The sequence below is a fragment of the Burkholderia anthina genome (assembly GCF_001547525.1).
Taxonomy (GTDB): domain Bacteria; phylum Pseudomonadota; class Gammaproteobacteria; order Burkholderiales; family Burkholderiaceae; genus Burkholderia; species Burkholderia semiarida.
In genome coordinates this window covers 810,558-832,038 of the sequence record NZ_CM003769.1, presented here as the reverse complement: position 1 = coordinate 832,038, position 21,481 = coordinate 810,558, and the positions used below count along the sequence as shown (strand labels likewise).

Genomic DNA, 21,481 nt, shown 5'->3' with positions numbered 1-21,481 from the left:
GCATCGCGCGCGACGGCCGCCCCCGCCGGCCGCAGGTTCGTCGCCGATCCAGCCCATCTTGCATGGAGAATGTCGTGAGCGAATCGAATGACGCATTACAGGCGCTGCAGGCGTCCGTCGCGACCTTGAAGCAGACGGTCGACGCCAACGCGAGCCGCCAGGCCGGCGACACCGCCGTGCTGTTTACCGTCGTGTCGCTGATGCTGGCCGAGCTGCCGCCCGACACGCGCAACCTGATCGAGGATTCGTTCTCCGTCTGGGCCAATGGTCTGCCGAATGCGGCACTGTCCGCCGACGTGAAACAGATCGCACGGCAACGGCTCGCGATGAACCTGTCGGACTGATCGCGGCTCACCATGGTTGCGCGATGCCCGGCGTCTACCGTGCAACCCGCCCTTGCCTTCGCCTGCCCCACGGCGCGCATCGGCTGCGGTGCAGGCGCGGTCGGACGTCACCGGTTCGCACCCGCGCCGCGTGTTGCATCGCGTGTTGCGCCCCGTTTCGCTCCCCGTTTGCCGGCGGCCGGCACCCTGCGCGCCGATGTCGCACCGCGTGCCGTTCGCACGCCGTCGGTTCCCGCCCCCTTCCACCGCCAGCCGCACACGCCGCGCACGCCCGCGCCGCCGCGCGCTTGCCCGTCTGTACTCCTTGCCGCCGAATCGGGCGCCCATGTGAGGGTGCAATTCGCGGCCGGCCCGGCCAGGAACTGTGTCTTGGATGGCCCACGCCGATTCGTTATTTTGAACGCAGTCGAAGCGATGCCGCGGGCTCCTCGCAGCACTCGCGCTTCCCGCCCCGACCGCGACCGTGCGCCACGCCGGCGCGCGCCATGCGACCGCACGGGTGCGGCGCACGCGCCGCCGCGGTGCGCGCCGTGCATGTGCGGTCGGGACGCGCGAGCGCCGCACCGCATCGGGCCGCACCTTCGACCCACCTTCACCGACAGGAGCCAGACCACCATGCCCGCACTTTGCGATATCTGCCACGCGCGGCCGGCCGTTGCGCGCGCAACCGTGATGCAGGACGGCGAGCGCAAGACGATCTCGATCTGCGATTACCATTTCCGTCAACTGATGCGGCATCAGAGCATGCTGAATCCGTTCGATTCGCTGCTGGGCGGTGGCGGCCCGTCGTCGCTGTTCGGCGGGCTCGGCGACGAATCGCCGCTCGCCGCCGAGATTCCGCGCGAATCGGTCGACCCGACCGACGCGTTCAGCGAACAGACGCTCGAACTGCTGCAGCGCGCGGCCGAGAAGGCGCATGAATTGCGCCGCAGCGAACTCGATTCCGAGCATCTGCTGTACGCGCTCGCGGACACCGACGTCTGCGCCGCGCTGCTGAAGGAACTGAAGCTGTCGCCGGGCGACATCAAGTCGTACATCGACGCGCATGCACACACCGGCACGGTCGCCCCCGATGCGCCGCTCGACAAGCTGTCGATCTCGCCGCGCGTGAAGAAGGCCGTGCAGTATGCGTTTCAGGCGTCGCGCGATCTCGGCCACTCGTATATCGGCCCCGAGCACCTGCTGATCGGGCTCGCGGCGGTGCCGGACAGTGTCGCCGGCACGTTGCTGAAGAAATACGGCGTGACGCCCGAGGCGCTGCGCCAGAAGGTCGTGAAGGTGGTCGGCAAGGGCGCCGAGGACGGCCGCGTCGATGCGCCGACCGGCACGCCGAACCTCGACAAGTTCGGCCGCGACCTCACCGCGATCGCGCGCCAGGGCAAGCTCGATCCGGTGCTCGGCCGCGCGCAGGAAATCGAGAGCACGATCGAGGTGCTCGCCCGCCGCAAGAAGAACAACCCGGTGCTGATCGGCGAGCCGGGCGTCGGCAAGACTGCGATCGTCGAAGGCCTCGCGCAGCGCATCGTCAACGGCGACGTGCCCGAAGTGCTGCGCGACAAGCGGCTCGTCGAAGTCAACATCAACTCGATGGTGGCCGGCGCGAAATATCGCGGCGAATTCGAGGAACGCGCGAAGCAGCTGATCGACGAAGTGACGGCGAAGCAGGACGAACTGATCCTGTTCATCGACGAGCTGCACACGATCGTCGGCGCGGGCCAGGGCGGCGGCGAAGGCGGCCTCGACATCGCGAACGTGCTGAAGCCCGCGCTCGCACGCGGCGAGCTGAGCCTGATCGGCGCGACGACGCTCAACGAATACCAGAAGTACATCGAGAAGGACGCCGCGCTCGAACGCCGCTTCCAGCCGGTGTTCGTGCCGGAGCCGAGCGTCGAGCAGACGATCGTGATCCTGCGCGGGCTGCGCGACAGCCTCGAGGCGCACCACCAGGTGACGTTCGCCGACGACGCGTTCGTCGCGGCCGCCGAGTTCGCCGACCGCTACATCACGTCGCGCTTCCTGCCCGACAAGGCGATCGACCTGATCGACCAGGCGGCCGCGCGCGTGCGGATCGGCGCGACGTCGCGCCCGGTCGACATTCAGGAAGGCGAAGCGCAGATCGCGCAACTGAAGCGCGAGCAGGATTATGCGACGTCGCGCAAGCGCTTCGACGAAGCGAAACAGTTCGAGGAGCAGATCAACGCGAAGCAGAAGGCCGTCGACGAGATGATGGAGGCGTGGCAGCGCAAGACCGGCTCGGAAACGCTCGAAGTGACCGTCGAATCGGTGGCCGAGGTCGTGTCGCGGCTGACCGGCATTCCCGTATCCGAACTCACGCAGGAAGAACGCCAGAAGCTGCTGAAGATGGAAGAGCAACTGCGCGAGCGCGTGGTCGGCCAGAGCGATGCGGTGGTCGCCGTCAGCGATGCCGTGCGGCTGTCGCGCGCGGGGCTCGGCCAGACGCACCGGCCGATCGCAACGTTCCTGTTCCTCGGGCCGACGGGCGTCGGCAAGACCGAGCTCGCGAAGGCGCTGGCCGAGACCGTGTTCGGCGACGAGCAGGCGATCATCCGCATCGACATGTCCGAATACATGGAACGCCACGCGGTCGCGCGGCTGATCGGCGCGCCGCCCGGCTACGTCGGCTACGACGAAGGCGGCCAGCTCACCGAGCGCGTGCGGCGCCGCCCGTACAGCGTGATCCTGCTCGACGAGATCGAGAAGGCGCATCCGGACGTCTACAACGTGCTGCTGCAGGTGTTCGACGACGGGCGTCTCACCGACGGCAAGGGCCGCGTGGTCGATTTCAGCAACACGATCATCATCGCGACCAGCAACCTCGGCGCGGCGATCATCATGGACAACCTCACGCAGCCGGAAGCCGCGCGCAAGACCGACAAGGCGATCCGCGACGAACTGATGCAGGTGCTCAAAGGGCATTTCCGCCCCGAGTTCCTGAACCGGATCGACGAGGTGATCGTGTTCCACGCGCTGTCGAAGGAGAACATCCGCTCGATCGTGCAGATCCAGCTCGACCGCGTGGTGCGCACGGCCGCCGCGCAGGACATCACGCTCGTGATGGGCGACTCGCTCGTCGCGCACCTGACCGAAGCCGGCTACCAGCCGGAGTTCGGCGCGCGCGAGTTGAAGCGTCAGATCCGGCAGACCATCGAGACACGGCTCGCGAAGGAGATCCTCGCCGACCGGCTGAAGTCGGGCGACAAGTGCGAGGTCGACTACGACAAGGACAGCGACGAAGTGACGTTCAACAAGCTCGCCGCGCCTGAAGCGAAGGAAGCGAAAGACGCGAAGGACGCCGACGGCAAGGCCAAACCGGACGGCAAAACCGCCAAGGCGGCAGCAGACGCGAAGGCGGACGACGCCCCCGCCGACGCTCCGCCGCCCGCGGCGAAGCCCGGCAAGAAATCGTCCGGCGCGAAGAAGGACGCGCACTAAAAAAACGCATGCCCCGCCACCCGGGGCACGCATGACCGGCTCCGTCCGCCGGACGGAGCCGCCCCACGCCACGACACGGCGCAACCGAGCCACCCGCATCGGGCCCGGCTATTGGAGATTCACCATGACAAATCGACGCGAAGTGCCAGGCATCAGGAAATACGACGGGCCCGCCGGCGGTTGGGGCGCGCTTCGCGCGACAGCCGATGCGGTACGCACGCAGATGGAAACCATCGAGGCGCCGATCGTGCTGATGCGGACCAACCAGCCCGACGGCTTCGACTGTCCCGGCTGTGCGTGGCCGGACAAGGAGCACAAGTCGACGTTCCAGTTCTGCGAGAACGGCGCGAAGGCCGTCACGTGGGAAGCGACGACCAAGCGCGTGACGCCCGAGTTCTTCGCGGCGAACACCGTGTCGTCGCTGCTGCGCATGTCGGACTACGAACTGGAGAACATGGGCCGGCTCACGCATCCGCTCGCCTACGACCGCGCGACCGACACGTTCCGCGCGATCGAATGGGACGACGCCTTCGCGCGCATCGGCGAAGTGCTGCGCGCGCTGCCGCCCGAGCAGGTCGAGTTCTACACGTCCGGCCGCGCGTCGAACGAAGCCGCGTACCTGTACCAGTTGTTCGCGCGCGAGCTCGGCACCAACAACTTCCCCGATTGCTCGAACATGTGTCACGAGCCGACCAGCGTCGGCCTGCCGCAGTCGATCGGCATCGGCAAGGGCACCGTGTCGCTGGAGGATTTCGACCACTGCGAGCTGATCATCTCGATCGGCCACAATCCCGGCACGAACCATCCGCGGATGATGGGCACGCTGCACGAGTGCGCGCGCCGCAACGTACCGATCATCGTGTTCAACCCGCTGCGCGAGCGCGCGCTCGAACGCTTCGCCGATCCGCAGGACATGATCGAGATGGCGTCGTTCGGCTCGACGCGGATCGCGTCGACGTACTACCAGGTCGATGCGGGCGGCGACGCGGCCGCGCTGAAGGGCATCATGAAGGCGCTGCTGAAGCTCGAAGCCGAGCAAGGCGGCGTGCTCGACCGCGACTTCATCGCGCAGCACACCAACGGCTTCGATGCATTCTCGGCCGACCTCGAAGCGACGTCGTGGGACGACATCGAGCGCGCGAGCGGCCTGAGCCAGGCGCAGCTCGAACAGGTCGCGCTCGCGTACGCGAAGTCGAACGCGACGATCATCACGTACGGGATGGGCGTCACGCAGCACAACAAGGGCACGGCCACCGTGCGCCTGATCGCCGACCTGCTGCTGATGCGCGGCAACATCGGCAAGCCGGGCGCCGGCGTGTGCCCGCTGCGCGGCCATTCGAACGTGCAGGGCAACCGCACCGTCGGCATCACCGAGAAGCCGTCGGCCGAATTCCTGAAGAAGATCGAGGACGTGTGCGGCTTCACGCCGCCCGCGCAGCACGGGCACGACGCGGTACAGGCGATGCAGGCGATGATCGACGGCACTGCGAAGGCGCTGCTGTGCCTCGGCGGCAACTTCGCGGTCGCGCTGCCCGATCCCGAGCTGTCGTTCCCGGCGATGGCGAAGCTCGACCTGAGCGTGCATCTCGGCACGAAGCTGAACCGTTCGTATCTGCTGGTCGGCAAGGAAACCTTCATCCTGCCGGTGCTCGGCCGCACCGAGCTCGACATGCAGGCCACCGGCCCGCAGTCGATCACGGTCGAGGATTCGATGTCGATGGTCCACGCGTCGGCCGGCAAGCTCAAGCCCGCGTCGGACCAGTTGCGCTCGGAACCCGCGATCGTCGCCGGCATCGCGCACGCGACGCTGCCGAACAGCAAGGTCGCGTGGCTCGACCTGATCGCCGACTACGACCGCATCCGCGACCTGATCGACAAGACGGTATCCGGCTTCGAGGCGTTCAACGAGCGGATCCGCACGCCGGGCGGCTTCCGCCTGCCGTTGCCGCCCACCGAGCGCGTATGGCCGACGCCGACCGGCAAGGCGATGTTCTCGGTCTACAAGGGCGTGAAGGAGGACGCGGACGTGCTCGGCGCCGAGCAGGTGCTGCGCCTCATCACGCTGCGCAGCCACGATCAGTACAACACGACGATCTACGGTCTCGACGATCGCTATCGCGGCGTGTTCGGCCGGCGTGACGTGCTGTTCATGAACGCGGCCGATCTCGACAAGTACGGGCTCGAGCACGGCGACCTCGTCGACATCGAGACGGTCACCGCGTCGGGCCGCACACTGCGCCTCGAGAAGATCACCGCGATCGAGTACGACATCGCGCCGGGATCGGTCGGTGCGTACTATCCGGAAGCGAACGTGCTCGTGCCGCTCGACTACATCGACAAGGAAAGCGGCACGCCGTCGTACAAGTCGGTGCCGGTACGCGTCGCGCGCTCGGCGGTGGTCTGATCCGCGGGCGGGCGGGGTCGCGGCACACGCCGCGCCCTTCGGCCCGCCTGTCGCCCTGCTCCTCGGCCTCGCGGCCGCCGCATCGCTACCGATGCAGCGGCCGTTTCATTCGATCGCGTCGAACGACGCCGCGTTTACCGCGCCGCCGTCGGCGGCAAATGCGCCGCGCCCTGCCGGCGCCGGTACGCGCTGTCGCGCGTCGCGAGCCAGTAGTACAGCGGCGAGGTGAGCAGCAGGCCCACGAGCCACGACAGGTCCGCGCCGCCCAGATGCGCGGGAATCGGGCCCGCATACATCGGCGTGTTCATGAACGGAATCTGCACGACGATGCCGATCGCATACGCGAGCAGCGCCTGCGGGTTGAAGCGGCCGTACACGCCGCCGTCGGCCATGAAGATCGACTGGATGTCGTACTTGCCCTTGTGGATCACGTAGAAGTCGATCAGGTTGATCGCCGTCCACGGCACCAGCACCACCAGCAGCGCAAGCACCAGATCGACGAGGTTGCCGACGAAGTTCGTCGACGCGCCGATCGCCGCATAGCAGCACGCGACGAAGATCACGACCGATACCACCGCGCGCGCCTTCGCGGTCGGAATCCACTTGTACGCGAACGTCTGCACCGACGTGATCACCGCGAGCACCGCGCCGTACAGGTTCAGCGCGTTGTGGCTGATCACGCTCAGCAGGAACAGCACGAGCATCAGCGGGCCGAGCGGGCCCGTCGCCTGCTTGACCGCATCCATCGTGTCCGCGCCGGCGGGCACCGCGAGCACCGCGACCGCGCCGAAGATGAACGCGAGCGTCGAGCCGATCGTGCAGCCGAGATAGGTCGCCCAGAACGTCGACGCGACGCCGACGTCCTCCGGCAGATAGCGCGAATAGTCCGACACGTACGGCGCGAACGCGATCTGCCACAGCGCCGACAGCGACACCGTCGCGAGCCAGCCCGCGAAGTCGAAACCGCCGCGCGTGAGGAAATCGGCCGTGCTCACGTGCGACAGGATCATCCAGAAGCCGACGGCGATGCCGATGCCGAGCACCCACGTGCCGATGCGGTTCAGGATGTGGATGAACCGGTAACCGACGATCCCGATCAGCCCGGAGCCGACCGCACCGATCACGATGCCGACGGGCACCGGCACCGACGGTGCGATGCCGTGCACCGACTTGCCGGCGAGCACGATGTTCGACGCGAAGAAGCCGACATACATCACCGCCGCGATCACCGTGACGAGCAGCGCGCCCCACGAGCCGAACTGCGCGCGGCTCTGGATCATCTGCGGGATGCCCATCTGCGGCCCCTGCGCCGAATGCAGGGCCATCAGCACGCCGCCGACCGCCTGGCCCACGACGATCGCGACGATGCCCCACATCAGGTTCAGGTGGAACAGCTGCACGCCGAGCGCGCCGGTCACGATCGGCAGCGGCGCGATGTTGCCGCCGAACCAGAGCGTGAACAGGTCGCGCACCTTGCCGTGGCGCTCCGTGGGCGGCACGTAGCCGATCGTGTGTTTCTCTATCATCGGGGACGCATTGCGTTCCGCGTTCGTCATGGTGATGCCTCCTGTCGTGCGCGGCGATGCGCGCGGGCCGTTTTCGCCGGTGCGCGCCGGGATGCGCGCCTGCAATCGGGTCCGGATGCGCGATGCGCGGCAGACGGGGGCGGATGACGCCCACCGGCGTACGCGGCCTCGTCGCGATCCAGGTTGGAGACGATGGTGCGCCACGTGGGTGGGGACCGGAAAATACTAAAAATATTTTCGGGATATACGAAAAAGCTCTGCAGCGGAATGTTCGGCGCCGGACGACTTCGGGTAAGGTGCCAGGGTCTGTTTCCCTATGGAACGCACGTGCGCCCGCGGCGGCACGCCGGGGCCGGGCATCAGAGGTGCTTGTGGCTCACTACACTTTGCGGCAACTGAAATACTTCATCACGACGGTCGAATCCGGCAGCGTCGCCGAGGCGTCGCGCCAGCTCTTCATCGCGCAGCCGTCGATTTCCAGCGCGATCAAGGGGCTCGAGGAAAGCTTCGGCGTGAAGCTGTTCATTCGCCATCACGCGCAGGGCGTGTCGCTGACGCCGAGCGGCACGCGCTTCTACCGGAAAGCGCAGGAACTGCTGCGCATCGCGCACGAGTTCGAACAGAACGCGCTCGCCGACAACGACGTGGTCACCGGGCAGATCGACATCGGCTGCTTCGAGACGGTCGCGCCGCTCTATCTGCCGCAACTGATCGCCGGCTTTCGCGAGCGCTACCCGGGCGTGAACATCCGGCTGCGCGACGGCGACCAGCAGGAACTCGTGCAGGGGCTGACGTCGGGCACGTTCGACCTCGCGCTGATGTACGACCACGATCTGGACGGCACGATCGAAACCGAGCCGCTGATGCCGCCACAGCAGCCGTACGTGCTGCTGCCGGAGCACCATCGGTTCGCGGGCCAGACGCACGTGTCGCTGCGCGACCTGTGCGTCGAGCCGATGATCCTGCTCGACGTGCAGCCGAGCCGCACGTACTTCGTCAGTCTGTTTCATGAACTCGGGCTCACGCCGAACATCGTGTTCGGCTCGCCGTCGATCGAGATGGTGCGCGGGATGGTCGGCCAGGGATTCGGCTTCTCGCTGCTCGTCACGCGTCCGCACTCCGAATACACGTACGACGGCCAGCGCGTCGTGACGATCGCGCTCAGCGAAACGGTGAGCCCGTCGGGGCTCGTGAGCGCGCGGCTGAAGCGCGGCCAGCTCACGAAACAGGCGCAGTCATTCGTCGACTTCTGCCGCGAGCGGCTCGCGCAGATCGTCGCTCGAGCGGCGCGGTAAGCGCCGCGATCGCAAACAGGAACGGGAACAAGCACACGCACGCGCCGCACGATGCGATGCGTGCGTGTCGGCCGCCGGTTCAGCCGGCGCAAGCGAGATATGCGGCGAGGCGCGCCATCATCGCGTCGCATCCGTGCAGTTGTTCGAGCGTGACGAACTCGTCGGGCTTGTGCCCCTGATCCATGCTGCCGGGCCCGCACACGACGGTCGGGATGCCGGCCTGCCCGAACAGGCCGCCCTCGGTGCCGAACGCCACCGTGCCGAACGCGTCGGACCCACTCAACGTCGCGAGCAGGCGCGCGGCATCGCTGTCCGGCGCGGTCGCCAGCCCCGGATACGCACCGAGCGGCTGCAGCCGGATGTCGGTATCGGGCTGCACCGCGCGCATCTTCGGCAACAGTTCGGATTCCGCATAGTCCTGCAGCGTTCTCGGCACGTCGTGCGCATCGAAATCGGGCAGCGCCCGCACCTCGAAATCGAATTCGCATTCGGCCGGCACGATGTTCAGCGCGCGGCCGCCCTTGATCAGCCCCGTCTGCACAGTCGAGAACGGCGGATCGAAACGGCTGTCGTGCCGGTCGGGCCGCGCGAGCGCCGCGCCGATCTCGCCGAGCCGGCCGATCAGCTTCGCCGCGTAGTCGATTGCGTTGACACCGAGCGGCGCATACGCCGAGTGGCACGCCGCGCCCTTCACGTGGCACCGCATCGCGAGCTTGCCTTTGTGGCCGAGCACCGGCTTGAGCTCGGTCGGCTCGCCGATCACGCATACGCGCGGGCGGTGCGCACGCTTGGCCAACTCGGCGAGCATCGGCCGCACGCCGACGCAACCGATTTCCTCGTCGTACGAGAACGCGAGATGCACCGGTTCGCGCAACGGCCGCGCGACGAACGCCGGCACGGCCGCGAGCACCGACGCGATGAAACCCTTCATGTCGGCCGTGCCGCGGCCGTACAGGCGGCCGTCGCGCTCGGTCAGCCGGAACGGCTCGACCGTCCACGCCTGCCCGTCGACCGGCACGACGTCGGTATGGCCTGACAGCGCCACGCCGCCGCGCACGTACGGGCCGATCGTCGCGTACAGGCTCGCCTTTGTGCGGTCCGCGTTGTGGAACAGCTCGCTCGCCACGCCAAAGCCCGCGAGATAGTCGCGGATGAAGCCGATCATCCCGAGGTTCGAATCGCGGCTGACCGTCGCGAACGCGATCAGCCGTTCGAGCAACGCGCGGCTCGACGTGTCATTCATCGCCCGGCACTCCGTAGCTCGGCGCGGCGGTCGGGTCCAGCGCGCGCGTCTGGTAGTCCTGCATCTGCGGCCGATACGCACGCCACAGCGCATCGAGCTGCCCGATCGGGTCGGTATCGGCCCAGTCGACGCGCAGGTCGACGATCGGCCAGACCACGTCGCCGGCCACCTTCAACGCGGCCGAATGCACGGGCCCCGCCTCGCCGCCGGCTACCATCGCCGCGTGCATCGCGGCCAGCAGACGATCGGCGAGCAAGCCGGACGCCTGCTCGAACGCGCGCACCATCGCGCCGATCACGTCCGGCGAAGCCAGCAGGTTGCCGGCCGCCACGCATTGCTCGCCGCGCACCGCGTGGTGCGTGCCGAGCGCTTCCTTGCCGGTGAAACACGCCGTTTGCCCCTGCCCGTCGATCACCGTGACCTGCCGGTACTGGCTCCAGCCGTTCGCGCTCAGCGCGCGGTCGAGCGCGGCGGCGGGCGCGAGCTGCTCGTGCTCGATCAGGTCCAGCGTCTGCGGCCCAAGGGCCGGCAGCGTGACGTTCTGCGTCGCGACCGCGCCGACGCCCGCGCGCACCCACGGGCAGCGTGCGCCCACCGCGATGCTCGACGAGCTGATCGCGATACCGAGCTGGCCCGTCTCCGGGCAACGCCCGACGATGGAGAAAGTCATGTCGCCTCCTGTGCGCGGTTCGGCTGCCCGTTGTCGGGAATCACCGCAATCACGTCGATCTCCATCAGCCATTGCGGCTGGCCGAGCGCCGAGACGACGAGCCCCGTCGAGATCGGATAGACGCCCTTCAGCCACTTGCCGACTTCCTGGTACACGGGTTCGCGATAACGCGGGTCGATCAGGTAGGTCGTCGTCTTCACGATGTGCGCGAGGTCGCTGCCGGCTTCCTCGAGCAACTGCTTGACGTTCTTCATCGCCTGCTCCGCCTGCGCGCGTGCATCGCCGAGGCCGATCAGGTTGCCGCCGAAATCGGTGCCGACCTGGCCGCGCACGTAGACGGTGTTGCCGGCGCGCACCGCCTGGCACAGGTCGTTGTCGAGCGTCTGGTTCGGGTAGGTATCCTTCGTGTTGAACATGCGGATACGCGTATGGGTAGGCTGGCTCATCGAAGTCCTTCGAGTGTCGGTATGATCGCCCGCCGCGCCGGAAGCGGTCGCGGCGCGGCGGAATGGGTCGGGAGGTCAGTTCGCCGCTTCGGCGAGCGCGTGGGCTTCGGGCCGTGCCGCGTGCGCGGCCGCGCAGTGCTGCGCCGCGTCGTGGTACGCGAGGTACTTGCGCTGCGTGACGATGTGATCGGCGATGTGCTTCGCGTCGTGCCACACGCCCCAGATGAAGCTGGAGCCGCGCCGCGACAGCCACGGCAAGCCAAGGAAATAGATGCCCGGCTCCTTCGACACGCCGCGCTGGTGCTGCGGCTTGCCGTTCGGCGCGAATGCGTCGACGTTCAGCCAGCCGTAGTCGACCGCATAGCCGGTCGCCCACACGATCGACGCGACGCCGGCGGCGGCGAGATCGAGCGAGAGGAGCGGATGCGCGACGCATGCCGGGTCAGGCAGGATGCGGCGGGCTTCCGGTTCTTCCGGCAGGTCGAGGCCGTTGCGGGCCACGTAGGCGTCGGCCGCGTCGAGCAGTGACAGGTAGTTCTCGTCGCCACGCGCGAGATTGATCGCGAGATCGCGTTCGAAAGTGGCCACGCCACCGTCGAACGCCTTGGTCAGCCCGACCAGCGTCACGCCCTGATTCGCGAGCGCGCGGAAATCGACCGTGTGGCCGCCGCGCGCGCCGCTCACCGCGATCGTCACGTGTTCGCGGCCCGGGGTCGCGACTTCCTTGTCCCATTCGCCGAGCACGCCGAGCCACCAGCAGAAGTCGCGGCCGCGATATGCGCGCGGCGGGCGATCGTGCGGCCCGACCGACAGATAGACCTGCCGGCCCGCGCGCTGCAGTTCGTCGGCGATCTGCACGCCCGACGAGCCGGCACCGACCACCAGCACCGCGCCTTCCGGAAGCTGGCCCGGGTTGCGATAGTCGGCGGAATGGATCTGCACGACGCGCGCGTCGTCCGGTGCGATCGGCGGAATCACCGGGCGCTGGAACGGGCCGGTGGCGACCACCACGCGATTCGCGTCGATCGTGCCGTCGGATGTCTCGACGACGAAGCCGGGCTTGCCGGTGTTGCGCACGACGCTCTTCACTTCGACGCCGGTCCGGATCGGCGCGTTGAATTTGCGCGCATACGCTTCGAAGTAGTCGGCGACCTGGTCTTTCGATGCGAACGCATCGGGCGCGAGGCCGTCGAATTCGAGCCCCGGGAAACGATCGTGCCACGCGGGGCCGTTCGCGACCAGCGAATCCCAGCGCCCCGTGCGCCAGCGCTCGGCGATGCGGCTGCGCTCCAGCACGAGATGGGGCACGCCCAGCTTGCCCAGATGCTCGCTCATCGCGATGCCGGCCTGCCCGGCGCCGACGACGAGCGTATCGATTGAAGTTGTTTCGACTGCCACGGCTGTCTCCTTCGGAAGTGCGGCTCGGTGCGACGCGCGTGCTGTCGCGTGAGCTGGAATGGAGACATTCTGCTGACACGCCGCCGGGGGCGAAATGATGATTTTTGTTGGTGTTGACGAGAAAAAAGCTGGGGACGGCCTGGACGGCCGGCCGTACCGGCGCGCAGCGCCGATACCGTCGAACGACACTGCACCGGCGCCCACGTGCATGGCGGGCGCCGGCTTCAGCCGATCGTTTCGGCTACACGTTGGTCCATGCGCCAGTGCCGTGCTGATACTGCATCACGCCGCCGTGGAGCCGCACCCGCAGGTTGCCGTCCGGCACCTGCACCCATTCGGTCATGTCGAGACTCATCATCAACGCGACGAAGAAATCCTGCAGCTCTTGCGACGTGCTGGCCTGCCAGAGATCGATGCGCCCGAGGCACGCGCGCATGTTGCCCTGCTGCTGCATGATCGTCTCGACCTGTCCGGCAACGTCCGCCGCCGGATCGTAGACATTCGTGCCGTCGGGGCTCACGATCGACAGATGAATGCCGCGCACCAACGTCGGTTGACCCGGCGTTTGCTCGACGAGCGCGATGCAGCTCGTCATCGCGCCGAAATCGATTTCCGTCGCATCTCCCCATTTGCGCTCGCCAACCCCCAGCGGCGCGGGACCGTTTACGTTCTGAATGATGTAGGACATGGGTTCCTCACATGACTGGACAACACTGCCGGTAGCAGGCCGCGACGTGTTCGACGAAGAACGCGCGTCGCGCCTGCCGCTCACATCCCGTCCGGCCCGACGGCCCGGCGGGTCGTGTCGATCGATGCCGGTCGAGCACGCCGCACCGTCGTCGGCGTGCTGGGCGCGGCCTGCGATGGCATCGTCATGCGCCGCTGGCGCGCCCTACGTGCCCTTCTTGTCCAGCAGCGCCTGATACCTCTGCAGGCTCTCGTCGATCTTGTCGAGCGCGACGCTCGCGGCTTCTCCTTCGATCGCCTCCGCGGCGCCGGCGACGATCGCCGCGGTCGCGACGAACAAGTCCGTCAACAGCAGGCCCACCGCATCCATCGCCATGCCTTTCACGTCCTCGTCGATGGTCTTCTGCGCCAGGTCCTTCATCAACACGCTCTTGCCCGCGATCGCCAGCGACGTCGTCGCCTCGAAGTAGTTGGCCGCCGCCTGCGCGACCATGCCGCCCGCCTGCGTGATCATCATGTTCGGTCCGACGGCGATCTGCGTCGTCGCGTAGGACGCCGCCTCCGCGTTGATCGCCTGCACGGTCTGCAGCGCCGACGAGGCGGCCCCGGTGGCCCCCGCGATCTGGTCCGGCGCCTTCAGCGCGTCGGTGAACCTGCGCTGCCGGTTGACCGGCCACGTGCGCGTGCCGGCTGTCGAAGCCGTGGCTTGCGATGCGACATCGGCCGCCGTCGTTGCTTCGGCCGCGGCGGCCGCGCCATCGTCCGGCGCCGGCGTCGCGCCGTCGCCGCGTCCGCCCAAAAGACCTTTCATGTTCATGATTCAGGTATCCCGAGAGTCATCGCGTACTAATGCGTGGAACCCGTCTTCGGCGCGCCCGCCTCCGGCTGCGACGCGCCGCCCGAGGCCGGCTTCGGCGACGCTTCGACGGACAGGATCATGGCCACGGCCTTCGACACCACGGCGTTCGAAATCTGGTTCAGCGCGGCCTGCTGCTGCGTCATGTTCTGCGCCGAGATGCCGACGGCCTGGCTGAACATCTGGTAAAGCATGCCCAGCGCCTGGGCCGGCGATCCCGCCACGACGTTGACGTTGGTCTGCGTCACCGCGTCGGTAATCTGCTCATTGACTGTGTCTGCCACGAGGCCTCCTCGGATCTCGGCTCCGGCATGCGGTTGAAGGAACGGGCGGGCCGGCAGGCCATCGACGCCGCGCATGCCGTTAGGAACGCTGCGTGCCGGCATTCGTGAACGCGCTCACGCGAGTTCCTCGCGCAACTTCTTGCGCAGCAGCTCGACGCGCTTTCTGGCGAGCGGCTCGTTGATCCCGAGCGTCGCGGCGATGTGCAGATAGGGCCGGTCCTCCTCGAACTTCAGCGTGAACAGCATCTGCTGCTGCGGGGAAAGCATCGACAGCGCCTGTTCGAGACGCAGCAGCTGTTGCCGCAGCAGCAGTTGCTGCTCCACCGACGGCGCGTGGCCGGCGAGCTCGACCGCGTGATCGTCGTCCCAGCCCGAGTCGAATTCGAGCATGCCGCTTTCGCGCACACGGCGGCGCGCGCCATCGAGGAACGCGTGATTCAGCGCCAGAAAGAGAAAGCCCGTCAGGTTCCGCACGCGCTCGGGCGAGCGCTGCAGGTAAATGTGGACCTTGAGCGCGGTATCGGAAAGCAGTTCGTCGGCGCGGTGAATATCACCCTTGCACAACAGGCGCGCACGGCGCCGTAATTTCCCCTGCATTTCCCGCCATGCGCGGTCGAGCTGCTGCGCCGGAGACTCGGGCGCCGAGGCAGCGTGCTGGTTCGAGGTTGTCATCCCGTGTCTTCCTTTTTTTATGGAAAACACAGAATCGATTCGACGCCGGGAATGGCGCTGTTACCCGCGTAACACCGATATAACGATAATCGGGCGCAGTAAATTATCTTGATTATTATGAACGGAAATTTTAATTAGCCGGCATGGCCCGATCCGTCGTTTCAGGTGCTCCGCCGGACCTGACTGAATAACGGCATTGCGATGAACAAGAACGACTACCGCCGCGATGCGTCCGTGCGTCGGCATGCTGCTTCCCGTGTCGGTCGATCAAGCGCGCTTGCCGCCGGAGCGCCGCCCTGTCCGGACTGCTTGCCGATTATTTCAATACTTTCATTATTCATTTTTCACGCAATGCCAGAGGCAGCGTTTTTCGCTAGGTGGCCGCATCGTCAAACAACCTCGCGCGGAAACCATGCCTGCCCTTGCTAACGCTCAAACGCTGCGCAATATACCAATACTCGCCGGCCTCCCGGAAAGCCTGATCGCCCACATCGAGCGGCACGTGACGCCCTGGCCCGAACACGGCAATCGCCTGTTGTTCTTCAAGGGCGATCCGGGGGATTTCGTCGCGTTCGTGCACAGCGGCCGCGTCTACAAGACACTGCACGAACCCGGCGGGCGCGAGATCATTCTCGGCCACTCGATGCCCGGCGAACTCATCGGCGAAAACACGCTGATTCGCGCGCACCGGCGCAGTTTCACCGCCCAGTTGAGCGCCGACTGCCGCATTTCGCTGCTGTATCGCCAGTACTTCGCGCCGCTGCTGGCGAATGCGGAATTCATGGGGCGCATCCATGAGCAGCTGTGCCGGCACATTCACCAGTTGAGCGACTTCGTCGAGTCGGCATGCCTGTACCGGGTCGAAGCACGGCTCGCGCGCCATCTGCTGAACCGCATGCAAGGGAACGATCTCGAGGTGCCGCTGCCGGAGAACCAGAGCATCCTCGCCGCGATGCTCAACGTCAGCCGGCCGCGACTGAACAGCAGCCTGCGGAAGATGCAGCGCGACGGCCTGATCCGGCTACACGAACACGGCGTGACGATTCAGAAACCGGAGCAGCTCCGGACCATCGTCGACGCCAATTGATAGCGCGGCAAGCGCGTGCGTCGCGCAGCGCCGCCGGGCGGACGGATGCGCGCCGGGTCATGCGGCGCGCGGTGAAGGTCAGCCGCGCCCGTGACCGAGGGCGTTCATCAACTGCGCGACGGCGGCGAGTTGCGATACGAAGCTGTCGTTCGCCGAGCGCGCCGCGCCGGCCGCCGCCGCCGCCGGCGACCCGGCATAGAGCTGCATGACGCCGACGGTCGTGGCGGCAAGGTTGGACATCGCCTGGTTCGCCTGCATCTGCACCGCGTTGTGAAGCAGGATCGCGGACGCATGGCTGTTCGACTGCATGAGCGTGCCCAACGCCACGGCGGGCGCTTCGCCCACCACCTTCACGTTGGCTTGCGTGACCGCATCGGTCATCGCGGGAGAAACCTGTTCCGGCATGTCGTTGCTCCTGGTTGGTTCGCCGCTGACGCGCTGTCACGGCGAAAGCATGAGTGGGTCGGTCGCTGCCGCGTGCGACACGGCGCCACCGATGCGCCCGCTGGGGCCCGCTTGCGCGGGCGTGTCGACACGGCGTCCGACGCCGGGCGGCAGCACCCGATGGGAGCCGCCGCCCGGCGTCCGCGCCAGTGATGCGTCAGGCAAGCGCCTTGCCGAGCGCGAGCACGTCGGCCAGCACGGAAAGCACGCCGTTCGAGCCGATTTCCGTCGCGGATGCGCCGGCGCTCGCCGGCCCGAGCGTGTACAGCTGCATCGTGCCCACGTTCGTCGAGGTCGGCAGTTGCACCGCGGACTGCGACTGCTGCTGCACCGCGTTCTCGAACAACACGCTCAGCGAGTGGCTCTGCGCCTGGTACAGCGAACCCGTTGCCATCGCGGGCGCTTCGCCGACCACCTTGACGTTGGTCTGCGTGACCGCGTCGGTGATCGCGGCGTTGACCGCGCACGTCGTGCAGTTGCAGGGGTCTTTCGGATCGTCTACGTCGTTTGCCATCGTATTTCTCCTGATTTGCGAACGGGCGCCGCATCGAATCGGTGCTGCCCGTTCTGTCGATTGCTCCGGAACACCGCGCGGCACCGCTGTTCAGGCGCCGGCGGCCATGCTGCCGACTCGCGGCACGGCGGTGGCATGGGCGGCTCACGCCGCTTGCGCCGCCGCTCGACCACGGCGTTGCGATGGCGCGTCAGCCCTTGACTGCCTTCCCGATCGCGATCACGTCGGCCAGAATCGAAATGATCCCGTTCGCGCCGATTTCCGTGGCGGCCGCGCCCGCGCTTTCCGGCCCGATCGTGTAGAGCTGCATCGTCCCCACGTTCGTCGACGTTTGCGACTGGATCGCGGCCTGCGACTGCTGCTGCACCGCGTTCTCGAACAGGATGCTGAGCGAATGGCTCTGGGCCTGGTACAGCGAGCCCATCGCCATTGCCGGCGCTTCCGCGACCACCTTGACGTTGACCTGTGTGACCGCATCGGTAATCGCGGGATTGACCTGGCACACTTGACACGTATCAGCCATTTGTTGCTCCTTGGTTCACGTAGTTGAGAGGTCGCACTTCGGGGCCGGCCGGTTTCGCGTTCGGCCGCATGACCCGCGTGCTACTCCATGGACGCTGCGCCGGGCGTATCGTGAACGGCAGCGGTGGGTTCGGCCGGGCCGGCCGGGCCGGCGCCGATGGTCCGCAACCGGTCCTCCATCGCGTCGAGCCTGACGGCGAGCCCTCCAGCGAGCCGTTCCGCGAGCGCATCGCCGTATTGCCGGAAGCATGCTTCGATTTCCTGCCGGATCAGGCCCGTCAGTTGTTCCCCGATCATCGTCAGCGCCTCGCGGGTACTGTCCTGGATCTCGACCGCGCCGGACGCCTGCGCGTCGCCCGCCGGCTCGTGCGCGTCGAGTACGCCCGATACTTTCCGCTGCTCCGACGCGAGCATGCCGAGAGTCGTCTCGTTCTGCGTATCGATCGTCTGCAGGATCCCGCGCATCTTCTCGTACGCCTTTTGCTGGTTGAGCTGCAGGAAATGCTTGATCTGTTCGCGCGCCTCTTGCCGCGTTTTGAATTGCGGCAATGGCGGCTTCGCGGCGCCCGCCTGCGCGGCCGGGCCGCCGGCGGGCGGCGGCGGGTTCCCCTGCCGGCTCGGCAGCCGCTCGAGCAACGCCTGTTCTTCGGGCTCGAGGGGTCGTCCGAGTCGCTTCTCCGCAAGCTGCCGCAGCAGCGGGGTCAGTTCTTCAGTGCTCATGGCTCACCCCTCCTCGCCGGTCGCTCGCGACGCGGGTACGTGCGGTTCGGGTTCGGATGGGCGCCGCGTCACGGCGGCCAGGTCGGGGTGCTGCAATGGATATCGCATGGTGTTCTCCGGGAAAGGGACGTGCGACGGCCTTGCCGGAAATGTCGGCAGGACCGCTGCAAGGACGAACCGTGCGACGAGGATGTGAAGTCGGGAGGCGGGGCGGGCGGGCGGTGTGTGTCAGGTGAGCCGGTAACCACCGACAGGGGCGGCCGTCGTTTCCGCTCGGGGAGGATCGGCGGCTTGCGGCTTCTCCCGCGGCATGTAGCCATCGGGCACATGCACGCGGCCCGTACGCGGCGACACGGAATGCGCCGCGGGCTTGACCGGCGACACCGGCGCGGACGTCGCCGCCTTCGCCGCGTCGATCAACGTCTCCTTCTTGCCGTCCCACCCGCGATGCGGATTGAAGGCAGTCAGCGACATATTCCGAGGGAGAACATCGTTCCTCGAACAGGCTGTACACGCGAAGAACAGGAAAACAGAAACCAATTGCATGAAGCCAATACGGTTGGCAGCAGTCGGACGTAATTGATTTCGCACGATTTCGAATACCCACGCAAGAAAAGCGAACCCATTATCGCCCGCTCACTATGGTGCCCACGCGCGAGACCAGCGGGTCCATCCGGTTTTTTCCGGGTGATATCATTGGCCCCCCGCAGTCGCACCCGACCGAGAAATACCGCGGCCTCGGCCTGGCTCGCCAACCGAACGCGACGCGATCCATTCGGGCCATTGCCCTACAATTCCTGACTGTGCGCGCCGCCCCGAACTGGTAGCATGCGCACCGCTTCGCACGAAACGATGCGTTCACCGAACACATGATCGTTCCCCTTTAAATGCCCGCGCGTGCCCCGCCGCACGGGAAGCCAGATTGAGCCCCATTTCCCCGCAACACCCCGGCCTCGCCCCGCGCGACCCGTTGCAGTAACGTTGGAGTGGCGCACCTCGCGCCTGCAAGCATGAAGAAATCGAAGCAGCCCATCCATTCCCCACGCGACAAGGACCGCACGCCGCTCGTACGCGCCGGCGCGTGGCTGCTGATGGCCGGCCTGCTGTATCTGCTGTGGCCGTCCGCCGAAACCGCCTACCTCGCGATGGAGTCGGTGATCCGCTGACGCGCACGTCCCCGGACGCACTACGCTATACTGCCGCGATGGAAACCCGACCCGCCTCGCCGATCGTGCATTGCTGGTGGCGCGCCTGACCCAGGCGGCCCGTTTCCTTTTGCATGTCCCAAACGTGATGCCGCCAGCGATGGCGGCATTCGCGTTTCTGCGCCGACATCATGGCTGGCGGCCTCGACAACCCGGAGCCAACGACGACCATGACTCACCCCGCCCGCCCGACCATTCTCACCGGCGACCGCACGACCGGCCCGCTGCATCTCGGCCACTACATCGGCTCGCTGCGCGCACGCGTGCAGATGCAGCACGAAGCGCGGCAATTCCTGCTGCTCGCCGACACGCAGGCGCTGACCGACAACATGGGCCGCCGCCAGCGCGTCACCGAGAACGTGATCGAGGTCGCGCTCGACTACCTCGCCGTCGGCATCGATCCGGCGATCTCGACGATCGTCGTGCAATCGCAGGTGCCCGAACTCGCCGAGCTGTCGCAATACCTGCTCAATCTCGTCACGGTCGCGCGCCTCGAACGCAATCCGACCATCAAGGAAGAAATCCGCCTGCGCGGGTTCGAGCGCGACATCCCGGCCGGCTTCCTCACCTATCCGGTGAGCCAGGCGGCCGACATCACCGCGTTCAAGGCGACCCACGTGCCGGTCGGCGACGATCAATTGCCGATGATCGAGCAAACCAACGAACTCGTGCGCCGCTTCAACGCGACCGTCGAGCAGCCGGTGCTGGTCGAATGCGAGGCCGTGCTGTCGTCGGTCACGCGGCTGCCGGGCATCGACGGCAAGGCGAAGATGAGCAAGTCGCTCGGCAACGCGATCACCCTCGGCTCGACGCCGGACGAGATCGCGCAAGCCGTGAAGGACATGTACACGGACCCCAACCACCTGCGCGTGAGCGACCCGGGCCAGGTCGAGGGTAACGTCGTGTTCACGTTCCTCGATGCGTTCGAGCCCGACGTCGCGAAGGTCGACGAACTGAAGGCCCACTATCGCCGCGGCGGCCTCGGCGATAGCGTGGTCAAGCGCGTGCTCAACGAGCGGCTGCAGGCGCTGATCGAGCCGATCCGCGCGCGCCGCCGCGAATTCGAGGCCGACAAGGCGGAAGTGATGGCGATCCTGAAGCGCGGCACGCTGCATGCACGGGAAGTGGCTGGCGCGACGCTCGCGGAGGTGAAGGGTGCGATGGGGTTGACGTATTTCGACTGATACGTTCCGGCGGCATGCGTTGACCGTCGGCATGCTGAGTAAAGCGATATCGCTCGGGACGTGGGACTCCCACGCAGTCGAAAACTAGCGGCCGCGGGGCCTCACCACCGTCACGACCGCTCGCGCCCCGCCCCCGCCGCATGACACACGGCCTCGATCCGGTTGCCGGCCGGATCGACCAGGAAAGCCGCGTAGTAGTCGCCGTGGTACTGCGGCCGCAAGCCGGGGGCGCCGTCGGACTGGCCGCCCGTCGCGAGCCCTGCGTCGAAGAACGCATGTACCTGCTCGCGGGAAGCAGCCTTGAAACACCAGTGCCGCTTGCTCGCCCCGATTTCGGCGGGGTCCAGATACACCGCCAGAAAAGTCGACTCCGGGTCATTCGCGCTGCAACGTTCGCCATAGCCGAGCGCGTTGGCGCGGTCATAGACCTTGGTCGCGCCCAGCGCAGCCATGATGGCATCGTAGAAGGGGCGTGCCAGGTCGATGTCCGGAACACTGATCGACACGTGATCGAGAAGTTGCATGGT

The 21,481-nt window shown here is 67.0% G+C and carries 22 protein-coding genes; 7 read left to right on the top strand and 15 right to left on the bottom strand.

What is annotated here, in order from left to right:
* Window positions 1-74: 74 nt before the first annotated feature.
* From WS64_RS19845 to WS64_RS19835, 3 genes are all read left to right on the top strand, one after another.
* Window positions 75-344 (top strand): hypothetical protein, encoded by a 270-nt coding sequence (locus tag WS64_RS19845; protein WP_060310547.1) that lies wholly within the window; start codon window positions 75-77, stop codon window positions 342-344.
* A gap of 615 nt (window positions 345-959) precedes the next feature.
* Complete coding sequence (locus WS64_RS19840) at window positions 960-3,797, top strand: ATP-dependent Clp protease ATP-binding subunit (protein WP_060967401.1); 2,838 nt, start codon at window positions 960-962, stop codon at window positions 3,795-3,797.
* A 124-nt stretch (window positions 3,798-3,921) separates the two neighbouring features.
* Window positions 3,922-6,201: an FdhF/YdeP family oxidoreductase gene (locus WS64_RS19835; protein WP_060967400.1), complete on the top strand. Its 2,280-nt coding sequence runs from the start codon at window positions 3,922-3,924 to the stop codon at window positions 6,199-6,201.
* A 134-nt stretch (window positions 6,202-6,335) separates the two neighbouring features.
* Here the strand turns inward: WS64_RS19835 and WS64_RS19830 are convergent, their stop codons facing one another.
* Window positions 6,336-7,757 (bottom strand): purine-cytosine permease family protein, encoded by a 1,422-nt coding sequence (locus WS64_RS19830; protein WP_059642907.1) that lies wholly within the window; start codon window positions 7,755-7,757, stop codon window positions 6,336-6,338.
* Window positions 7,758-8,098: 341 nt separating this feature from the next.
* Between WS64_RS19830 and WS64_RS19825 the strand changes: the two genes are divergently transcribed.
* On the top strand, window positions 8,099-9,022 hold the full coding sequence (locus tag WS64_RS19825; RefSeq protein ID WP_059574969.1) for a LysR substrate-binding domain-containing protein: 924 nt from the start codon (window positions 8,099-8,101) through the stop codon (window positions 9,020-9,022).
* Between the two features lie 79 nt (window positions 9,023-9,101).
* Here WS64_RS19825 and argE read toward each other — a convergent pair whose 3' ends face one another.
* The 8 genes from argE to WS64_RS19785 all read right to left on the bottom strand — a co-directional run bounded on the left by argE (window position 9,102) and on the right by WS64_RS19785 (window position 15,278).
* Entirely contained in the window at window positions 9,102-10,265 is a 1,164-nt protein-coding gene (gene argE, locus WS64_RS19820; protein WP_060967399.1) for an acetylornithine deacetylase, read from the bottom strand.
* Window positions 10,258-10,935 carry a DUF1028 domain-containing protein gene (locus tag WS64_RS19815; protein WP_059642824.1) on the bottom strand — a complete coding sequence of 226 codons (678 nt, stop codon included), beginning with the start codon at window positions 10,933-10,935 and terminating at the stop codon, window positions 10,258-10,260. The genes argE and WS64_RS19815 overlap by 8 nt, the downstream gene beginning before the upstream one ends.
* Window positions 10,932-11,381 (bottom strand): RidA family protein, encoded by a 450-nt coding sequence (locus WS64_RS19810; RefSeq protein WP_060967398.1) that lies wholly within the window; start codon window positions 11,379-11,381, stop codon window positions 10,932-10,934. The genes WS64_RS19815 and WS64_RS19810 overlap by 4 nt, the downstream gene beginning before the upstream one ends.
* 75 nt (window positions 11,382-11,456) lie before the next feature.
* A complete protein-coding gene (locus tag WS64_RS19805) occupies window positions 11,457-12,779 on the bottom strand; it encodes a flavin-containing monooxygenase (protein WP_060967397.1) in 1,323 nt (440 codons plus the stop codon).
* 241 nt (window positions 12,780-13,020) lie between these two features.
* Window positions 13,021-13,467: a hypothetical protein gene (locus WS64_RS19800; RefSeq protein WP_060967396.1), complete on the bottom strand. Its 447-nt coding sequence runs from the start codon at window positions 13,465-13,467 to the stop codon at window positions 13,021-13,023.
* Window positions 13,468-13,671: 204 nt separating this feature from the next.
* Complete coding sequence (locus WS64_RS19795; protein ID WP_244166599.1) at window positions 13,672-14,277, bottom strand: hypothetical protein; 606 nt, start codon at window positions 14,275-14,277, stop codon at window positions 13,672-13,674.
* A 35-nt stretch (window positions 14,278-14,312) separates the two neighbouring features.
* The gene (locus tag WS64_RS19790) at window positions 14,313-14,606 is read right to left on the bottom strand and encodes a RebB family R body protein (RefSeq protein ID WP_059574955.1); all 294 of its coding nucleotides are present in this window, start codon (window positions 14,604-14,606) and stop codon (window positions 14,313-14,315) included.
* Window positions 14,607-14,720: 114 nt separating this feature from the next.
* Window positions 14,721-15,278, bottom strand: coding sequence for an RNA polymerase sigma factor (locus tag WS64_RS19785; protein WP_059574953.1), 558 nt, complete (start codon window positions 15,276-15,278; stop codon window positions 14,721-14,723).
* 244 nt (window positions 15,279-15,522) lie between these two features.
* Between WS64_RS19785 and WS64_RS19780 the strand changes: the two genes are divergently transcribed.
* Entirely contained in the window at window positions 15,523-16,365 is an 843-nt protein-coding gene (locus tag WS64_RS19780) for a Crp/Fnr family transcriptional regulator (protein WP_244166598.1), read from the top strand.
* A gap of 78 nt (window positions 16,366-16,443) precedes the next feature.
* Here the strand turns inward: WS64_RS19780 and WS64_RS19775 are convergent, their stop codons facing one another.
* From WS64_RS19775 to WS64_RS19755, 5 genes are all read right to left on the bottom strand, one after another.
* The gene (locus WS64_RS19775) at window positions 16,444-16,746 is read right to left on the bottom strand and encodes a RebB family R body protein (protein ID WP_244166597.1); all 303 of its coding nucleotides are present in this window, start codon (window positions 16,744-16,746) and stop codon (window positions 16,444-16,446) included.
* Window positions 16,747-16,966: 220 nt separating this feature from the next.
* Window positions 16,967-17,323 (bottom strand): RebB family R body protein, encoded by a 357-nt coding sequence (locus WS64_RS19770; protein ID WP_059574947.1) that lies wholly within the window; start codon window positions 17,321-17,323, stop codon window positions 16,967-16,969.
* 190 nt (window positions 17,324-17,513) lie between these two features.
* On the bottom strand, window positions 17,514-17,846 hold the full coding sequence (locus WS64_RS19765) for a RebB family R body protein (RefSeq protein WP_059574945.1): 333 nt from the start codon (window positions 17,844-17,846) through the stop codon (window positions 17,514-17,516).
* An 80-nt stretch (window positions 17,847-17,926) separates the two neighbouring features.
* Entirely contained in the window at window positions 17,927-18,565 is a 639-nt protein-coding gene (locus WS64_RS19760; protein WP_060967393.1) for a hypothetical protein, read from the bottom strand.
* A gap of 228 nt (window positions 18,566-18,793) precedes the next feature.
* Window positions 18,794-19,111: a hypothetical protein gene (locus WS64_RS19755; protein WP_244166596.1), complete on the bottom strand. Its 318-nt coding sequence runs from the start codon at window positions 19,109-19,111 to the stop codon at window positions 18,794-18,796.
* Window positions 19,112-19,575: 464 nt separating this feature from the next.
* On the opposite strand from WS64_RS19755, the gene WS64_RS34960 reads away from it, so the two are divergent.
* On the top strand, window positions 19,576-19,731 hold the full coding sequence (locus tag WS64_RS34960) for a hypothetical protein (protein WP_167351636.1): 156 nt from the start codon (window positions 19,576-19,578) through the stop codon (window positions 19,729-19,731).
* Between the two features lie 209 nt (window positions 19,732-19,940).
* Entirely contained in the window at window positions 19,941-20,954 is a 1,014-nt protein-coding gene (trpS, locus tag WS64_RS19750; protein WP_059575188.1) for a tryptophan--tRNA ligase, read from the top strand.
* Between the two features lie 110 nt (window positions 20,955-21,064).
* Here trpS and WS64_RS19745 read toward each other — a convergent pair whose 3' ends face one another.
* Window positions 21,065-21,478, bottom strand: coding sequence for a VOC family protein (locus WS64_RS19745; protein WP_060967391.1), 414 nt, complete (start codon window positions 21,476-21,478; stop codon window positions 21,065-21,067).
* Window positions 21,479-21,481 lie beyond the last annotated feature (3 nt).